The organism is Sphingobacterium sp. UBA3549 (assembly GCF_002376635.1).
Taxonomy (GTDB): Bacteria; Bacteroidota; Bacteroidia; order Sphingobacteriales; family Sphingobacteriaceae; genus Sphingobacterium.
Genome location: NZ_DFOE01000028.1, coordinates 253,968 through 270,770 on the forward strand (window position 1 = coordinate 253,968; position 16,803 = coordinate 270,770).

The following is a 16,803-nucleotide window of genomic DNA, read 5'->3' on the forward strand; positions in this document are numbered from 1 at the left end:
TTTTTATCGCGAATGTTGAAATCAGAAGGGTATTGATTTTGCCATTTGCTTGGGTTTAATAGTTCAGTTTATATTTTGCGCCGATACTAAACCAACGACCGGGCATTGGAACGGCGGCAGCTTCTATATAGCTCTTGTCAAATATATTTTGAACATCCACAAAGATGTTTAAGTCTTGGAGTTGGTACGATCCTCTTACGTCAGCAATGAAATAAGATTTGTAACTTATACGTTCATTAAAACGGTTGGAACTGGTTAACATCCAATTTTTGTGGTTTATGGTAAAGTTGGCAATAACTTGATGCTTTAAGCTTTCAATAGCATATTTGGATAGTATCCCGTCTGCTAATGTCACGCTAGGATGAAGATAATTGTAGCTGAGGGTGGTGAAATAGCGTGTCGTAGCGCCAGGGTCATTGAAATTGTATCGGAATGATGCATTCACTCCATCGATTTTGTTTTTTCCAATATTCGTTGGTTTCCAAGGAATAATTGTTCCAGTTCCGGCATTGGCATCGTCTTTTTGCCAGTCAATGAAATCGTCTATTTTGCGGTGGAAATAACCCGCTTGGGCAACAATTCGATTGGATAGGTATTTGATCCCCCCCTCAATCTGATAGGCATTTTCGGAGGTAAGGTTTGGATTTCCGATGTTGGCCGTTTGATTATTGTAAAGATCGGTAAAAGAAGGAATACGTTGGCTTGAGCCCGCATTAACGATAATCTTCCAATGTTCAGTAATATCGTAACCTAAATCAAGACCTGGAAATACCTGCCATCCAAATTTCGAGTTGTAATTGATATAGGCTCCGGCATTGATCATCAGTTTTTCGATCACTTCCGTTTTGAATTCTAGATAGCCACCGTAATTCTCGCGGTCATGACGCCCAATACTGGTGCTATTAATGCGTTCAAATCTACCTTCAAGCCCTATGCCGAAAGTTCCATAATGCTGCTCCAACGCGGCATTAATTTCTGCACCAAAAACATTGCTATAGTGTTTGGCTCTTCCTTTTGTCGTTTCCCTTCCTAGATACCAATATTCGTCTTCATTATAACGATTGCTGAGACGTGGACTGAGAGAAAACGTCGATGTTAATTGATGCTTGGACTGTAGGGAAGCGAAAGCTGTCTTAACCTGTTCATAAGCTTCCTTGTCACTCGGTGCAGCATAGTAACCATTGGCTCCAAATTGATTGTTGATATAGCCAACATTGGCTTTTATCATATTGGCTGTATTCGGTTGATAGGTCCCGTCATAATAGAGTTTATTATTGTTAGAGGCTGTATTATAACGTTGTCCATTCGAATCTTCATGGCCAAAATATAAACCGTGGCTTGTTTGCTTTATTAAGAACTGTGAGCCAAGCTGAACACCTTTACCATAATACTTGCCTGCACTTGTCTGCTCATTGTCTTTGAAGGATGAACCACTATATACCTGAGCGCTAATTTGATTCGATTCAATTTTCTTTGTTACGATGTTAATGGCGCCGGTTAGCGCATTAATGCCGAAAATTCGTGAAGCCGGCCCCCGAATGATTTCGATACGCTCGATGGCCTCCAAAGGAACCGGAAGATTCATGTTATGATGGGCACTCTGCGGATCGGTGATTTTAACACCATTAACTAGAATCGCCGTTTGTTCAAAAGAGCCGCCATCAATACTAATATCTGCCTGCGAGCCAAATGGTCCACGTTGGCGAATATCAACGCCTGGGATATTGCTAAGCAACTCGTTGATTGATCGATTTGGTAGTCTCTGTATATCTTCCTGCGTCAATATTTGGATATTTTTGCTTTGTTTTGAAAAAGGGATCTGTAAGCGATTTTGATTAATGATGACTTCGCTCAGAGCGGTTGTGTCTTTAATCTGAGCAGTCGCAGCTCCAATACTCAGCACTAATGCAAGGTTTGTTAACGTAATATTCTTATTCAACATGCTTTCCTAGATTTTACGCTGCAAAAGTAGCTTAGTTGACGACAACATAAGTGGTCCGGTATGAATAATGTAAGTAGTCCAGTTATAAGGTATATTTTACATCCACTCTTCACGGCCAATCGGCTTTCTACCTATGATATCAATTTGATCTTGTTTGCTATTGATTTTTATTTTCTCAATGTTGTTTAAATTTGGTTGCCCAGATTCAAGCCAAGCAGAATACCAATAGGAAGAAATACGTAAGATCGTTTTTCGCATCCTTCTTTCGACCATTCCGTTCATGGCATCGTGATACGCGTTCGCATAGCGATCCGAATACGTCCATACCAGTTGATTGTTTCGCTCAATAAATGTTTTTTTTTGAGAATCTTTAAACTGGCGATTGAGCTTGGCTTCGATATTCAATACAGAATCGACGAGACGATTGCTTTCGCGAACCATAAGCCATGCTTCTGCTAAAGGATCGTGGATATAGATTGCTTTCCCTACGCGAAGATTATATCTTTCTGAAAACATTTCTGGCAAGCGACTTTCCCAAAATGCATGTATTCCAATTTGGTTAGTGAATTGTCCATTGTAATTTTTAGTTGTATGTAAAGGAACATGCGCATCAGCAATATAGTGCCCGAGTTCTGCAGAGTGTTTGATGATCAGATTATAATTTTTTGTCTGAAAAGCTTTCACTAGCTTTTGATAGGTTAAATTAATTTGCCAGGGAACAATACCATTTTTTAGCAACTGTTTTTCCTGATATTTTTCTTTCGCTTTTGACCAATGAATGGGTATGGAATCATTTTTTCCATCTTCTTCATAATCTTCTATATCTATAAAATGCCGGGGACCTTCAGCACTATCGGTGTAGCAGCGTTTATCTGGGTCAACAGCTTTCTCGGTAATTAGTTCGATATTGTCTTTATAGAATTTCGCCATCTTCGCTGGCAAGGCGAATACGGCATAATGGTTAATTTTTTTATGTGCAAAAAATCCCCACGAGGTAAAAATCGGTATCACAATTAGTGGAAGCATCGTATACAACAGAAATTTCATGGTTTATTGAACTGGCTATTAAATAATTGTTGATATTAAATATACAGAAAGGAAGGTTAAAAAAAGATTAATAGGCTTTTTTATTGATGTTAATTTATATTTTCTTAACCTAACTAAACAATAAAATAATATTGATAATCGTTAAAATTGATTAATTTGCCGAAACAAATACAGTCGTTATGAAGATATTGTATGCCGTACAAGGGACAGGAAATGGACATCTTAGCCGTGCGATGGATATTGTTCCCTGTTTGAGAGCGTTAGGAGAAGTTGATGTTTTGGTTAGTGGAATTCAAGCAGATCTATCATTACCTTTTGACGTGAAATACCGTTTTCATGGGCTGAGTTTTATCTTTGGTAAGTCTGGTGGGGTCGATTTGTGGAAGACTTTCATGAGTTCGACTATTCGTAAATTTACAAATGAAATTAAGAGCTTGCCCATTGAAAACTATGATTTGGTGATCAACGATTTTGAACCTATCTCGGCTTGGGCCTGTCATTCAAAAGATTTAGAATGCATTGGATTGAGTCATCAGATTGCTGCCTTAGATCCGTCGAGTCCCAAACCAGAAGACAGTGATATGCTGGGTAAGTTCATCATGAAAAACTATGCACCCTCCACACATTCTTACGGTTTCCATTTCAAGCGGTACGCCAAGAATATTTATCAACCGGTTATCCGTAATGCTGTTCGTGAATTGAATGTGACAGATCAGGGACATTATACGGTTTACCTCCCGGCATATGACGATGCGCATCTTTTAAAGCATTTAATGAAGTTTCCGGAGGTGAAGTGGGATGTTTTTAGTAAACATAATTCGAAGGCATTTGACATGAAAAATGTAACGATAAGACCGATCAATAACCAATCTTTTATTGATAGTATGGCATCTTCTTCTGGAGTTTTATGTGGGGCAGGTTTTGAAACACCGGCAGAAGCGTTATATTTGAAAAAGAAACTGTTAGTTATCCCGATGAAAAACCAATATGAGCAGCATTTGAATGCAGCGTCATTGGAAGAGATGGGGGTGCCTGTAATTTCGAGCTTAAAACAGAAAAACATGCTGGCGATAGAAGCCTGGCTCAACAGTAAATCTAGGGTTGAAGTTGATTACCCTAATATCACGCAGGAAATTATAAATGAAATCGTGCAGAAGCACCGTTAAACAAACATGAAGTATATTGCATTAGCCCTATTATCCTTGACAACAGTCACAGGATTTGCCCAACAAAAAAAAACGAACACGACGGCGAAGAAGAAGGTCGTCGCAACTAAATCAAGTGCAACAAATCAACTGAAAACGAAGGCCGATTCTGTGTCTTATGCGTTTGGTGCCGATATCGGAAATTCACTAAAATCTATTGAGATTGATTACTTGAAGTCAGATGTTATTGCAAAAGCAATTTCGGATGTCTTGAAAGGGGAGAAATCGCTATTGGAAGAAGGCCAAGGAAGAGCTGTTATCCAACAGGCGATCATGGACGTTCGTGCTAAAAAAGAGGCTGCTAGCCGTGCTGAAGAAGATAAATTTTTTGCAGAAAATGCTAAGGTTGCTGGGATGAAATCTACAGCCGAAGGAATTCAATATCTTGTTCTCAATGAGGCAGAAGGTCCAAAGCCAAAAAGTGACGATGAGGTAACCGTGCATTATAAAGGTACCTTACTCAATGGAAAGCAATTTGATAACTCATACGACCGTAAGGAGCCATTGAAACTATCCTTGGGTCAGGTGATCAAAGGGTGGCAGATTGGAATCCCGTTAATGTCCAAAGGTGCAAAGTATAAATTTTTTATACCTAGTAGATTAGCCTATGGCGAACGGGCGACAGGTGAAATTCCTGCAAACAGCACATTGGTGTTTGAGGTAGAATTGCTTGATATTGGTGCAGATGGAACAACGTAAATTAGGAAATACAAGCTTAGTCGTTTCGCAAATAGGTTTGGGCTGCATGTCTTTAAAAAGCAATCAGTCCAAGCAATCCAAAGATATTATCCAAAAAGCTTACGAGAACGGGATCACCTTCTTTGATACCGCTGATCTCTACGATAAAGGCCTAAACGAGATGATCGTCGGGGAGAGTGTGCAAAGCTTTCGCAAGCATATTGTTTTGGCGTCGAAAGTTGGTAACCTTTGGCGTGCAGATGGATCCGGCTGGGATTGGAAGGCTTCGAAGGACTATATTATCAAGGCTGTGGATGGTTCGTTGTCACGTTTAAAAACGGATTACATCGACCTCTATCAGTTACATGGTGGTACGATAGAAGATCCGATAGAGGAGATTGTTGAAGCGTTTGAGCTGTTGAAGCAACAGGGGAAAATCCGTGCTTACGGTCTTTCATCAATTCGCCCAAATGTTATCAAGGCATTTTTGTCCAAATCTGACATTGCTTCAGTAATGATGCAATACAGTCTATTGGATAGAAGACCAGAAGAAGAAATCAGTGGCATGTTGAAAGAACAGGGTGTAAGTATCGTCGTACGCGGTGTATTAGCCAAAGGCGTTCTCATCAACAAGCCAATAGAACCTTTTCTTCAGTATAGTTCGGGAGAGGTGGCCCATATTGTGCGAAACTTGGCAAATCTTTCCAAACGTATCGGAAAAGACAATATGGTTGTTGCACTTTCTTATGTGCTTTCTAACGCGGCTGTTGCTACAGCACTCGTTGGTGTGAGTACCAAATTGCAATTGGATGAATTGATCAGAGCAAAAGCGCAGATGATGAAATTAAGTGATTTGGATAAGCAGGTTCTATTGGAAGGTGTCCGGTCGTTATATTATACCGAACACCGGTAAGCTTTACTATTTATTGAAAAATAGTCTTAATATTTTAGCGAGGTCTTCTTTTGTATCTACGGCGACAGTTTCATGCGTTGTAATTGCCGTTTGAATGGCGTAGCCATTTTCTAACCAGCGTAGCTGTTCCAGAGCCTCTGCTTCTTCTAGCATAGAAATAGGAAGTTGTGTCAGGGCTTTTAATGTATCTACCTGGTAAGCATATATTCCGATATGTTTATAGAATGTTTGCCTTTGTAACCATTGGTCTTTTTCCACAGCTCTTAAAAAAGGAATGGTCTGCCTACTAAAGAAGATGGCTTCTCCTTTGGTGTTTCGGACAACTTTAGGGATGTTTACATTAAATAGTTCCTCCTCCGCAGTAATTTCCTTGATTAGGGTCGCTATCTGCGTAGTGGTATCTTCAAAACAATTTGCTAAAAGATCAATTTGTGCGGGGTCTATAAAGGGTTCGTCACCCTGTATATTGATGGCAACATCATAACCTTCTATATTGGTGATGACTTCAGCACAACGATCTGTTCCCGATTGATGGTGCTCTTCGGTCATGACAACTTCGCCACCAAAAGAAAGTACAGTTTCGGCGATGCGCTGGTCGTCAGTTGCTACAACAACATCGTTTAATTTTGTTGATTTTTTAACCTGTTCGTAGACCCGCTGAATCATCGTTTTTCCTTCGATGTCGATCAGCGGTTTTCCAGGGAATCTGCTCGATGCATATCGGGCAGGAATAATACCTAAAAATTTCATTTTTTACTATTTATCGTTGGCTGAGGAAATGCGAGTTTATCAAAAAGCCTGTAAAATTAAGTGTCTTACAGGCTTTCTGATATCGCAATTATTCGAATAATCCGTATAATTCGGCTTCGATTTTTTGAATGATATTGCCGAGGTCCTCTGGGTTTGTGGTGAAATCTAGGTTGTCCTTGTCCAGAATCATAACCTTACCTTCTTTGTAATTATTGATCCATTTATCATATTTATCGTTCAGCTTCGACAAATAATCCAAGCGAATTGCGGATTCATAGTCACGGCCCCTTTTTTGGATATTATTAACCAAAGTAGGAACGGATGCTTTGAGGTAAATCAATAAATCTGGCGGTTTGATATAATGGATAATGCTTTGAAAAATATTACTATAATTTTCAAAGTCACGCGCGCTCATCAGGCCCATATCATACAAGTTTTCGGCAAAAATATACGCATCTTCATAGATGGTACGATCTTGAATCATATCGATGCCTGTTTCCTGTAATTTTACAATATGTCTAAAGCGACTGTTTAGGAAAAAAATCTGAAGATTGAATGCCCAGCGTTTCATGTCTGAATAAAAATCTTCCAGATAAGGGTTGTTGTCTACAGCTTCAAACTGAGGTTCAAATTTGAAGTGGCTGGCCAACAACTCTGTTAATGTCGTTTTTCCGGCACCTATATTTCCAACGATAGCTATATGCATATTATTTCTAGCTTAATAAAATCTTTTAATACCAATTATCTCACGAACCTCTTTCAGCGTTTTTCGCGCAGATTCGCTAGCCTTTTCAGCGCCCATTTTCGCAACTTTTGCAATGTAAGCATCATCATTTGAAATATCTTCAATTCGTAAACGCACGTCATTAGTCGCCAATACCATATCTTCAGCCAATTGTTTCTTAAAATCGCCATAACGAATTTCACATTTATTATAGAGATCGTCAAAATGTTGCAGTGTATCAGGGGTGGATACGACTTTCATCAAATCGAAGAGATTTTGAATGGCTTCGGGTTTTGGTTGATTCATTTCAGTTGGTCCAGAATCGGACACTGCACGCATTACTTTTTTGCGGATTACCGTTTCACTATCCGAGAGATAAATACAATCTGCTTCGCCGTTTGACTTACCCATTTTCCCTTGACCTGCTAGCCCAGGAACTTTAACCAATTTATCTGAATAAGAAAAGGCGAATGCTTCCTTGAAATAATCTACGTTATACAAGCGATTGAAGCGATTGCCGAAAGTTCGTGTCATTTCAAGATGTTGTTCCTGATCTTTACCTACAGGAACCTTTGTGCCATGATGGATTAATATATCACAGGCCATCAGGACCGGATAGGTCAATAATCCTGCGTTGACATTATCAGGATTGCTTCTGACTTTGTCTTTAAACGCAGTGGCACGTTCAAGTTCGCCAAGATAGGCGTTCACGTTCATGTATAGATAGAGTTCCGCAACTTCTGGAACGTCTGATTGAACGTAAATTGTCGATTTTTCTGGGTCTATTCCTGCTGCTAAGTATTCGACAATAACTTGGCGAACCGTCCCTTGAAGCCCCTGTGGGGTGGGGTGGGTCGTCAGTGAATGTAAGTCTGCAATGAAAAAAAAGCAATTATATTCGTTTTGCATTTTCACAAAATTGCTCAATGCGCCGTAGTAGTTTCCTAAATGTAATTTTCCGGTACTTCTGATACCGCTAACAACTGTTTCCATATTCCTGCGAATTTACGCATAAATTTGACAAAGTCGAATTAAATTCCGTTGCTGATTTCCCTTTTTGGGAGTGGCTTTATTTTTTAATTTTTTTAGCTTCATTCCAATAAACGTCCATTTCTTCTAAACTCATTTCCTGCAACTGTTGATTATTTGCAGCTGCTTTTTGCTCCAAATAGCTAAATCGCTCAATGAATTTTTTGTTGGTTCGTTCGAGTGCATTTTCGGGGTTTATGCCCATATGCCGTGCATAATTTATCAATGAGAATAAGAGGTCGCCAAATTCACCTTCCGCTTTTTCCTGATCGATTGGAGCCGTAGCCTCTAGATTAAATTCAGCTTTAAATTCAGCAAGCTCTTCCTCTACTTTTTCCCAGACTTGTCTCTTGTCTTCCCAATCAAACCCGACACCGCGAACCTTATCTTGGATACGATAAGCTTTGACCAGAGCGGGTAATCCTTTTGGGACGCCAGATAGAACGGACTTGTTACCTTCTTTGAGTTTAATAGTCTCCCAATTGGATTTAACTTGGTCTTCTGTGTCCGCATTGGTATCGGCGTAGATGTGGGGATGACGTGTAATCAATTTATCACAGATTGCATTGAGCACATCTACAATATCGAACTGTCCCTCTTCCTCCGCAATGCGCGCATAGAACACGAGATGCATCAATACATCGCCAAGTTCTTTCTTTATTTCGGGGTAATCTTTTTCTAAGATGGCGTCTGTCAATTCATACATTTCCTCCATTGTCAGATGCCGAAGAGATTCCATGGTCTGTTTTTTATCCCATGGACATTCTGTTCTTAAGGTATATAAGACGTCGAGTAATCGTTGAAATGCTAATTGGGGAGTATGCTGATAAGCGGGTGCCTCTAGATTTGCCATATATTATTGTGTTTGGTAGCACAAAAATAGAAATATGATTTCGAATAAACTATTTCAAATTGTGGAAAACAAAACCCTTTTGTCAATCGTTTTATAATAAAAAATAGAATTTGGATCGGATTTAGAATAATCAACTATGGAAAGAATGCATGGGTACTCATCTGCAAGTGTTGCGTTGGAAAAGTTAAACAACTTGGGCTATACAATTGACTACAATATTGAATTTGACGATTTGCTGGCTAACGCGGATCAATACAGGATTGATTACCTATTTCGCTATGAAGGTGAGTCAGATCCCGGCGATGAATCATCGGTATATGGAATTAGCAAAAATTCGGGACAGAAAGGTGTTTTTGTTGCCGGTAATTTGTCTTTGATTGAAGGTAAGAAGCGCGATATTTTATTGCAATTGGAGCTCAACGAACGGGAAGTTTAGCAGGATGCAAAAAAATGGATTTGAGGAAACTGAACGGCTCAAGCAACTGAAGAGTTGGGCTTTGCAACGTGATAGTAAACATGCGGATGCTGAATATCATGATCTTGCTTCAGATCGCTGGTTGATGCCTGGTACAATTGTCGTTTTGCTTAGCGTCAGAGAGTCCGATTTTCCATCTGTCTATAATAACGATCAGGATGCTGATATGCGTAGCTCCCCTAACTGGCTTCTAAATCAGTCAAATAACGATATTTGGGTGGATATGCACCAAACTGCTTTGAATAATATTCACTATCCAGATAAAATTCTTTAGTCAGGAAAATTTTTGCAACCGACCAATCTAGAGAGCGGAAACTTAATTATGTTATCCACTTTCTGGATTTTTTATGGAATTGTAAACCTTTTCTAAATTTTTATTTTATGATGTTATACATTGGTATTTTTGCTGTGATCGTTGTGGTTTGCGTATTCATTTCTCTTATGATGATGAAGAAGCAAAAAGAGACGGCCAAAAAGTATGAAGGAGAATCTGGAATTTCCTTGGCGCCAGCAGTAAAGGATGAATTGTTATATGATGAATTTAACGAATTAAGAAAACGAATGAATGGCGCTCCCATCGATGCCTTTACGCAATGTGCGTATATTGCAACGGTGGGGGATAAAGTTGCTTCGGCTGCAGCGACTGCAGCGAAGACTGTTGCCTGGGCAGCTGTGGGGGTAAAGGCTCGTTATAGCGAACGGGATAATGCTTCTTATTTGGTGCTCAGCAATGATGAGTTACATTATGTGTTTTTTGATGATGGCGAAGCAAGGGACCATTTGGTTTTCGATCAGGCAACTTTACTCGATGCGAGACCAGCGCAGATCAGCAATTCCGAAAAAGTGACACGTATGGGATCTGTTATGGGATTAAATCCAAAGAAAATGCATCTTGAAGTTAATGGAAATGGACTTGATATTATATATTATGGTACTGTGCAGCGTATGCCACATGGTATTATCTCTCCTGGTGCCGGCATGTTTGAAACACAGGCCAAACTTCAATTAATGGGGCGTTTCTTCTTGGATAGATTTTATAAAAAATATCCGCAGCTACAAAATTGATGAGATGAGAAATGTCATCTTAGTTTCGTTTTAAATAAAGTAAATGGTCTTTGCCTACTTAGTCACTTTTGCTTTTTGTAAATTGTATTGATCATAAAATTTATATCATATGAAAATTTTAGCAGATAAAGTAGCTTTAGTAACAGGGGCTGGTTCGGGGATCGGACTGGCTGTTGCATTGGCTTATGCCAAGGAAGGTGCAAAAGTCGTTGTCTCGGATATCAACGAGCGAGCGGGGCATGAAACCGTAAAACACGTCGAATCTCTAGGTGGAGAGGCTGCATTTTTTAAAGCAGATAGTTCGTCCCCGGCTGATAATGAAGCGTTGGTTGGTTTTGCGGTCAAAACATTTGGTCGACTTGATATCGCATGTAACAATGCTGGGATCGGAGGAGAAGCTGCACTGACAGGAGACTATAGTTTAGATGGTTGGAAAAAAGTGATTGATATAAATTTCAATGGGGTATTTTATGGCTGTAAGTATCAAATAGAAGCGATGGAAAAGAATGGCGGTGGTGTAATCGTTAATATGGCTTCCATCCATGGTACTGTTGCGGCTCCTCTATCGAGTGCCTATACTTCAGCAAAACATGCAGTGGTGGGTTTGACAAAAAATATCGGTGCAGAATATGGGCAAAAAAATATCCGTTGCAATGCAGTCGGACCAGGTTATATCGATACCCCTTTATTAGCTCAACTGGATAAAGAACATATTAATGCTTTAATCAGTAAGCACCCCATTGGGCGTTTGGGAAAAGCAGAAGAAGTGGCTGAATTGGTTCTTTTTCTAAGTTCGGATAAATCGTCCTTTATGACCGGAGGCTATTATTTAGTTGACGGTGGTTACACGGTTGTTTAATTGCGATTAAAAAACAAAAGGTCTCGAAATTTTTATCGAGACCTTTTGTCTATATTTCCTGTTTATTGTCTGGGGTCTGAACATTGGTTTTTACATCCATGGGTAAATTTCTTTGGCGAGTAGGATTGATTTTGTTACCCATATTACTATTTCTTTTTAGCAACAGATATGTATTTTCAAAGATTGCGAGCAATATCCAGATCGAGAATCCTTGGGTCAAGCGGATTCTTGTTTTTGGTTTGAATAAAGTGAAGTTTGATATCCTTGATTTGGATCATAACGAAAGTTTCTATACTATTTAAAAGTCAAAATTTATTCAGGTTCTCGAAATACTGGCGGCACCAAGTAGCAAACCATTTTGGATATGTATCTTTGTACAATGGCTTATTTTACTTTTTATCTGGTTTACCAATTAGGCTATGGGAATGTCTCATGTATGTTGTCCAGTGATTGATCTTATTTTCTGCTATAAAAAATGCACCGGTCGTCGTTCTATAGATTTTATTTAGTATTTTAACTGAAAGAAGCATAAAAATGAATTAAAAGCCTCTCATTATGAAAAAGATCTTTTTTACTACTGTCGTTTTTTTTATTGTATCATGTGTTTTTGCTCAAGCACCTCAGGTAAAGGTTGAAGCCGGCATACTGGAAGGGATTACCTTGTCAAGCGGGGTGCAGTCTTTTCGAGGGATTCCATTTACGAAGCCACCTGTTGGTGATCTAAGATGGAAAGAACCGCAAGCAGTGGTGCCTTGGAATGGTATTCGTAAAGCAGATCATTTTGGCAGCTCCCCTATGCAAAAGCCCATCTATGGAGATATGAGATTTCGTTCGCCCGGAATGAGTGAAGATTGTCTCTATCTGAATGTGTGGCGTCCAAAGGCAGCCGACGAGGGCAAACTTCCTGTATTGGTTTATTTTTATGGTGGAGGTTTCAATGCCGGTGATGGATCGGAAAATCGTTACGATGGGGAAAGTTTTGCAAAAGAAGGACTTATCGTTGTTACAGTGAATTATCGTCTTGGTATTTTTGGCTTCTTTGCACATCCAGCATTAACCAAAGAATCTCCTCAACATGCATCAGGAAACTATGGACTTTTGGACCAGCATGCTGCCTTGTTGTGGGTAAAAAAAAATATTGCTGCATTTGGTGGAGATCCTGATGCGGTCACCATTGGAGGGGAGTCGGCGGGTAGTATGTCCGTCTCCGCACAGATGGCCAGTCCGTTATCCAAAGGATTGTTTAAGCGTGCTATTGGTCAAAGTGGAAGTGTCTTTAACTTGAGATACGGCACTATATCTCTTTCTGAGCAAGAACAGCAGGGGATTACATTTGCAGATCGTGTAAATGCCAAAGAGCTTGATAAACTGCGTGAGATACCTGCATCTGAACTTCTTGATAAAGCCAGTGAGCCTGGGGCATTCGCTACCCGGTTGATCGTTGATGGGTATTTCTTGCCGAAATCTCCGCTCGCGATTTTTGAAGCTGGCGAACAGTCTAAAGTGCCTCTACTCGCAGGCTGGACTTCGACAGAAGCGCCATATACAGCGTATATGGGTAAATCTTACCCCTCTCCAGAGAATTATGAAAAGTTGGTCAGAACGCAATATGGAGCTAAAGCCGACGAAGTTCTGAAACTATATCCCGGAAAAACCGAGATGGAAGTAATTCGATCGTCTACAGCATTGGCCAGTGATAATTTTATAGTCTATAGTACATGGAAATGGCTCGATCTGCAACGGAAAAATAGTGGTCAGCCCGTATTTGTCTATATATTTAGTAAACCACGGCCGGCGATGCAACCAGCATATAGCGATGTACAGACTGGGCTTGCGGGGGGAATTAGTAAAAAATCTGAAAAACAGCCTAAAGAGAAAATGCCAGAACCACTACCTGGCGCTTTCCATGCCAGTGATATCGAATATTTATTAGGCAATCTTAAAAGTAACGATGTTTTTGCCTGGACAGATGATGATTATAGGGTATCGAGACTGGGGCAGAATTATTTTGTCAATTTCATTAAGACAGGTGATCCAAATGGGAAGGAGCTTTCTCTATGGCCGAAAACACTAGGCAAAGATAAGCGCATGAACATTCTTAATTTAAATGTCGATGCGAAAGCATCTCCTGAGGAGTTTCGGGACAGATATCTTTTTCTTGATAAGCTATTTATGGATCAAGCACAGAAGGATCGAGAAAATCTGTAATGTGTCTTTTTAATTTTATGAGGAGGGTAAAACTATTTCTTGGTAAGATCTGTTATCAAAATGACTGGTAGAAAGCAGCCCCATCGATCATGGCCTGTGCGGTGTTTCCTAACAATATTTTGAAGATTACTAACGCGGAGCAAGTTTGCTATATGGAAATAAATCCTGATGTAATTATAATAGGTGGTGGTTTAGCTGGGCTCACAAGTGCATTGCATTTGTCCAAACAGGGACTGAAGGTAACATTAATCGAAAAACATGAGTACCCACATCATAGAGTTTGCGGGGAATACCTCTCCAATGAGATTTTACCCTATTTGGACTGGCTTAAGGTTGATGTGAATACTTTGCGCGCCACACATCTTGAAGAATTACAATATACGACACAACATGGGCAATCCGATAAGATCAGATTACCATTGGGTGGCATTGGTGTAAGTCGCTATTCCTTGGATGAGTTGCTCTATAAAAAGGCAAAAGATAATGGCTGTTCAATCGTGATTGCTACGGTCACCGGAATTTCCTTTAGCGATGATATATTTGCTGTTTCGTTTCAGGGGCAGAAGTTAAGCGCAAAGATTGTATTGGGGGCTTATGGCAAACGAAGTAATATCGATCAATTGTTGTCACGGGATTTCATGAAGAGACCCTCCATTTGGATGGCTGTAAAGGCTCATTATTCGGGAGATTTTCCCGACAACCTCATCGCCTTACACAACTTTGAAGGTGGCTACTGTGGCATTTCCAAAGTTGAAGATAACAAGATAAATGTCTGTTATTTGGCCGATGTAAAAACTTTTAAGAAATATAAGAACATCGAAGCGTATCAAAAGTACGTCATATCTAAAAATAGGTATCTAAAGTGTTTTTTTGAAAAGAGCACGATGCTTTTTGATAAACCGATTACGATCAGTCAATTTTCTTTTGATAAAAAATATGCGGTGGAAAACCACATCCTCATGGTCGGTGATACGGCTGGTCTTATTCATCCATTCTGTGGAAATGGAATGGCTATGGCGATACACGGCGCAAAGTTAGCTTCGGAACTTATTTTGGATTACTGTAGCCGTAAAATTGAATCCCGTCAACAATTGGAAGTAATGTATGTCACTCGCTGGAAACAAGCTTTTGGAAGGCGATTATGGTTCGGGCGGATGCTGTCTAGTATATTACGTTATGAATTTGGCGCGGCAATACTGATGAAGATCGGGGTCCTTTTTCCAAAAATTTTGATTTGGGTTATCAAACAAACTCATGGAAATGCAAACACAATAAAATGTCTATAAACACGAAACATAGAACAGGGGAGACTGAGATCATGGATGATTTCTTGCTTGCAGGTGAGGAACTTCGTGTCACATTGGATCGTATTTCAAAGATCAACCAGTTTTTGGGTGGAAATAGCATCACCTTGGATGGAGTCAAGAAACTTCTTTCTGGTGTAGAGAAGAGCAAGCCAATTTCAATTATTGATATCGGATGCGGGAATGGAGACATGCTTCGCATGCTGAGTGATTATGGTTATAAAAATAATATCAATCTGAATCTATTGGGTGTAGATGCAAATCAATATACGGTAAATTATGCGCGGTCGCTGTCAAAAGATTACAGTAATATATCCTATTTGTGTGCAGATATATTCGACACAGATTTTGAAAATAACAGTTATGATATTGTGCTGTGTACGCTGACCATTCATCATTTTGACAATGAAAGAATTATTGAATTGATAGACAGACTCATCAAGATTTCAAATTTGGGAATCGTCGTCAACGACCTGCATAGGAGCAAAGTAGCCTATCGTCTTTTTCAAGCTGTAGGTACCTTTTTTAGGTTAAATAAAATGACAAAAGTGGATGGACTTATCTCCATACTACGCGGATTTAAAAAATATGAGTTAGAGCAATTCTCAGAAACATTGCAATTAAAAAGTTATACCATCCAATGGAAATGGGCTTTTCGTTACCAGTGGATAATTTCCAATATATGAGTGTCAAGATAATTACTGTTGCCAAGCAACTGCCTAAATATTCCTGTACTACCGATGAGGTTCTTCCGTTATTGGATATTTGGCTTAAAGGACAGGAGCTCCGTTTTGTAAAAAAGATAAAAAAACTTTTTGAAGGCTCTGCTGTGGAGAGGCGTTATGCTATCATGGATCCCATCGAAGTTTTTAAAGTGACATCCTTTGAAGAAAAGAATAATATTTATTGCCGTGAAGCAATCGAATTAGGGGAGAAAGTGCTGCGTAAAGCACTTAAGAAAGCAGCTTGGGACCCGCAGTCATTAGACTATATTATAACGGTGAGTTGTACGGGAATTATGATACCATCATTAGACGGATATTTAATTAACAAGATGAAGCTCCGGCAGGATATTGTCAGGCTGCCGGTTACAGAAATGGGATGTGTTGCTGGGGTTTCAGGGGTTATCTACGCTAAGAATTTCTTACAGGCGAATCCGGGTAAACGTGCTGCGGTAATTGCCGTAGAGGCCCCAACAGCTACTTTTCAGCTGGAGGATTTCTCCATGTCAAATATGGTCAGTGCGGCTATATTTGGAGATGGTGCTGCCTGTAGTCTGCTTTCATCGCATGAAGAGGATTGCGGACCAGAAATTCTTGACCAGCAGATGTATCATTTTTATCATACAGAAGATATCATGGGTTTTAAGCTGACCAACAGTGGTATGCAGATGATATTGGATGTTGATGTGCCGAATGTGATCGCGTCACATTTTGCAGATGTGCTACATCCATTTTTGAAAAAGAATGGTTTGGAAATCAAAGATATCAATCACATGATTTTTCATCCCGGAGGTAAGAAGATTGTGGCGACGATTGAGCAGATTTTTGCTGAGTTTGGTAAAGATATCAAAGACACTAAGGCAGTGCTTGCGCAATATGGCAATATGTCGAGTGCTACCGTGCTGTATGTTCTTGAACGCATCATGAAGCATCAACCAAAGACTGGAGAATTTGGTTTAATGCTAAGTTTTGGCCCTGGATTTTCAGCTCAGCGCGTATTGTTAAAATGGTGACCTAATTAGATCTCAT

The 16,803-nt window shown here is 39.8% G+C and carries 17 protein-coding genes; 11 read left to right on the forward strand and 6 right to left on the reverse strand.

What is annotated here, in order from left to right:
* Nucleotides 1-55: 55 nt before the first annotated feature.
* On the reverse strand, nucleotides 56-1,942 hold the full coding sequence (locus B2W36_RS14555; RefSeq protein WP_293880827.1) for a TonB-dependent receptor plug domain-containing protein: 1,887 nt from the start codon (nucleotides 1,940-1,942) through the stop codon (nucleotides 56-58).
* 96 nt (nucleotides 1,943-2,038) lie between these two features.
* The gene (locus B2W36_RS14560) at nucleotides 2,039-2,989 is read right to left on the reverse strand and encodes a zinc dependent phospholipase C family protein (protein WP_293888345.1); all 951 of its coding nucleotides are present in this window, start codon (nucleotides 2,987-2,989) and stop codon (nucleotides 2,039-2,041) included.
* Between the two features lie 179 nt (nucleotides 2,990-3,168).
* On the opposite strand from B2W36_RS14560, the gene B2W36_RS14565 reads away from it, so the two are divergent.
* From B2W36_RS14565 to B2W36_RS14575, 3 genes are read left to right on the forward strand one after another with little or no spacing between them, the layout of a single operon-like run.
* Complete coding sequence (locus B2W36_RS14565) at nucleotides 3,169-4,155, forward strand: glycosyltransferase family protein (RefSeq protein ID WP_293880823.1); 987 nt, start codon at nucleotides 3,169-3,171, stop codon at nucleotides 4,153-4,155.
* A 6-nt stretch (nucleotides 4,156-4,161) separates the two neighbouring features.
* The gene (locus tag B2W36_RS14570; RefSeq protein WP_293880821.1) at nucleotides 4,162-4,893 is read left to right on the forward strand and encodes an FKBP-type peptidyl-prolyl cis-trans isomerase; all 732 of its coding nucleotides are present in this window, start codon (nucleotides 4,162-4,164) and stop codon (nucleotides 4,891-4,893) included.
* Nucleotides 4,880-5,785 (forward strand): aldo/keto reductase, encoded by a 906-nt coding sequence (locus tag B2W36_RS14575; protein WP_293880819.1) that lies wholly within the window; start codon nucleotides 4,880-4,882, stop codon nucleotides 5,783-5,785. The genes B2W36_RS14570 and B2W36_RS14575 overlap by 14 nt, the downstream gene beginning before the upstream one ends.
* Nucleotides 5,786-5,791: 6 nt before the next feature.
* Here the strand turns inward: B2W36_RS14575 and kdsB are convergent, their stop codons facing one another.
* The 4 genes from kdsB to mazG all read right to left on the reverse strand — a co-directional run bounded on the left by kdsB (nucleotide 5,792) and on the right by mazG (nucleotide 9,141).
* On the reverse strand, nucleotides 5,792-6,535 hold the full coding sequence (gene kdsB, locus B2W36_RS14580) for a 3-deoxy-manno-octulosonate cytidylyltransferase (protein ID WP_293880817.1): 744 nt from the start codon (nucleotides 6,533-6,535) through the stop codon (nucleotides 5,792-5,794).
* A gap of 88 nt (nucleotides 6,536-6,623) precedes the next feature.
* On the reverse strand, nucleotides 6,624-7,241 hold the full coding sequence (locus B2W36_RS14585; protein ID WP_293880815.1) for a deoxynucleoside kinase: 618 nt from the start codon (nucleotides 7,239-7,241) through the stop codon (nucleotides 6,624-6,626).
* Nucleotides 7,242-7,253: 12 nt separating this feature from the next.
* Complete coding sequence (gene trpS / locus B2W36_RS14590; protein ID WP_293880813.1) at nucleotides 7,254-8,252, reverse strand: tryptophan--tRNA ligase; 999 nt, start codon at nucleotides 8,250-8,252, stop codon at nucleotides 7,254-7,256.
* Between the two features lie 76 nt (nucleotides 8,253-8,328).
* Complete coding sequence (gene mazG, locus B2W36_RS14595) at nucleotides 8,329-9,141, reverse strand: nucleoside triphosphate pyrophosphohydrolase (protein ID WP_293880811.1); 813 nt, start codon at nucleotides 9,139-9,141, stop codon at nucleotides 8,329-8,331.
* A 136-nt stretch (nucleotides 9,142-9,277) separates the two neighbouring features.
* Here mazG and B2W36_RS14600 point away from each other — a divergent pair, with 136 nt between their 5' ends.
* The 8 genes from B2W36_RS14600 to B2W36_RS14635 all read left to right on the forward strand — a co-directional run bounded on the left by B2W36_RS14600 (nucleotide 9,278) and on the right by B2W36_RS14635 (nucleotide 16,787).
* Nucleotides 9,278-9,577, forward strand: a complete 300-nt coding sequence (locus tag B2W36_RS14600; RefSeq protein WP_293880809.1) for a hypothetical protein — start codon at nucleotides 9,278-9,280, stop codon at nucleotides 9,575-9,577.
* A 4-nt stretch (nucleotides 9,578-9,581) separates the two neighbouring features.
* Nucleotides 9,582-9,890: a hypothetical protein gene (locus B2W36_RS14605; RefSeq protein WP_293880807.1), complete on the forward strand. Its 309-nt coding sequence runs from the start codon at nucleotides 9,582-9,584 to the stop codon at nucleotides 9,888-9,890.
* Between the two features lie 107 nt (nucleotides 9,891-9,997).
* Entirely contained in the window at nucleotides 9,998-10,681 is a 684-nt protein-coding gene (locus B2W36_RS14610) for a hypothetical protein (protein WP_293880805.1), read from the forward strand.
* Nucleotides 10,682-10,790: 109 nt separating this feature from the next.
* Entirely contained in the window at nucleotides 10,791-11,540 is a 750-nt protein-coding gene (locus B2W36_RS14615) for an SDR family NAD(P)-dependent oxidoreductase (protein WP_293880803.1), read from the forward strand.
* Between the two features lie 555 nt (nucleotides 11,541-12,095).
* Nucleotides 12,096-13,748 (forward strand): carboxylesterase/lipase family protein, encoded by a 1,653-nt coding sequence (locus tag B2W36_RS14620; RefSeq protein ID WP_293888347.1) that lies wholly within the window; start codon nucleotides 12,096-12,098, stop codon nucleotides 13,746-13,748.
* Nucleotides 13,749-13,900: 152 nt separating this feature from the next.
* On the forward strand, nucleotides 13,901-15,034 hold the full coding sequence (locus B2W36_RS14625) for an NAD(P)/FAD-dependent oxidoreductase (RefSeq protein WP_293880799.1): 1,134 nt from the start codon (nucleotides 13,901-13,903) through the stop codon (nucleotides 15,032-15,034).
* On the forward strand, nucleotides 15,025-15,738 hold the full coding sequence (locus tag B2W36_RS14630) for a methyltransferase domain-containing protein (protein WP_293880797.1): 714 nt from the start codon (nucleotides 15,025-15,027) through the stop codon (nucleotides 15,736-15,738). The genes B2W36_RS14625 and B2W36_RS14630 overlap by 10 nt, the downstream gene beginning before the upstream one ends.
* Nucleotides 15,735-16,787 (forward strand): type III polyketide synthase, encoded by a 1,053-nt coding sequence (locus B2W36_RS14635; protein WP_293888349.1) that lies wholly within the window; start codon nucleotides 15,735-15,737, stop codon nucleotides 16,785-16,787. Before B2W36_RS14630 ends, B2W36_RS14635 begins: the two co-directional genes overlap by 4 nt.
* The last annotated feature ends 16 nt before the right edge of the window (nucleotides 16,788-16,803 follow it).

What these genes read in the sequence shown, in the direction of transcription:
- B2W36_RS14555 (WP_293880827.1), bottom strand. Translation starts at nt 1,942, where the DNA reads ATGTTGAATAAGAATATTACGTTAACAAACCTTGCATTAGTGCTGAGT.
- B2W36_RS14560 (WP_293888345.1), bottom strand. Translation starts at nt 2,989, where the DNA reads ATGAAATTTCTGTTGTATACGATGCTTCCACTAATTGTGATACCGATT.
- B2W36_RS14565 (WP_293880823.1), top strand. Translation starts at nt 3,169, where the DNA reads ATGAAGATATTGTATGCCGTACAAGGGACAGGAAATGGACATCTTAGC.
- B2W36_RS14570 (WP_293880821.1), top strand. Translation starts at nt 4,162, where the DNA reads ATGAAGTATATTGCATTAGCCCTATTATCCTTGACAACAGTCACAGGA.
- B2W36_RS14575 (WP_293880819.1), top strand. Translation starts at nt 4,880, where the DNA reads ATGGAACAACGTAAATTAGGAAATACAAGCTTAGTCGTTTCGCAAATA.
- kdsB (WP_293880817.1), bottom strand. Translation starts at nt 6,535, where the DNA reads ATGAAATTTTTAGGTATTATTCCTGCCCGATATGCATCGAGCAGATTC.
- B2W36_RS14585 (WP_293880815.1), bottom strand. Translation starts at nt 7,241, where the DNA reads ATGCATATAGCTATCGTTGGAAATATAGGTGCCGGAAAAACGACATTA.
- trpS (WP_293880813.1), bottom strand. Translation starts at nt 8,252, where the DNA reads ATGGAAACAGTTGTTAGCGGTATCAGAAGTACCGGAAAATTACATTTA.
- mazG (WP_293880811.1), bottom strand. Translation starts at nt 9,141, where the DNA reads ATGGCAAATCTAGAGGCACCCGCTTATCAGCATACTCCCCAATTAGCA.
- B2W36_RS14600 (WP_293880809.1), top strand. Translation starts at nt 9,278, where the DNA reads ATGGAAAGAATGCATGGGTACTCATCTGCAAGTGTTGCGTTGGAAAAG.
- B2W36_RS14605 (WP_293880807.1), top strand. Translation starts at nt 9,582, where the DNA reads ATGCAAAAAAATGGATTTGAGGAAACTGAACGGCTCAAGCAACTGAAG.
- B2W36_RS14610 (WP_293880805.1), top strand. Translation starts at nt 9,998, where the DNA reads ATGATGTTATACATTGGTATTTTTGCTGTGATCGTTGTGGTTTGCGTA.
- B2W36_RS14615 (WP_293880803.1), top strand. Translation starts at nt 10,791, where the DNA reads ATGAAAATTTTAGCAGATAAAGTAGCTTTAGTAACAGGGGCTGGTTCG.
- B2W36_RS14620 (WP_293888347.1), top strand. Translation starts at nt 12,096, where the DNA reads ATGAAAAAGATCTTTTTTACTACTGTCGTTTTTTTTATTGTATCATGT.
- B2W36_RS14625 (WP_293880799.1), top strand. Translation starts at nt 13,901, where the DNA reads ATGGAAATAAATCCTGATGTAATTATAATAGGTGGTGGTTTAGCTGGG.
- B2W36_RS14630 (WP_293880797.1), top strand. Translation starts at nt 15,025, where the DNA reads ATGTCTATAAACACGAAACATAGAACAGGGGAGACTGAGATCATGGAT.
- B2W36_RS14635 (WP_293888349.1), top strand. Translation starts at nt 15,735, where the DNA reads ATGAGTGTCAAGATAATTACTGTTGCCAAGCAACTGCCTAAATATTCC.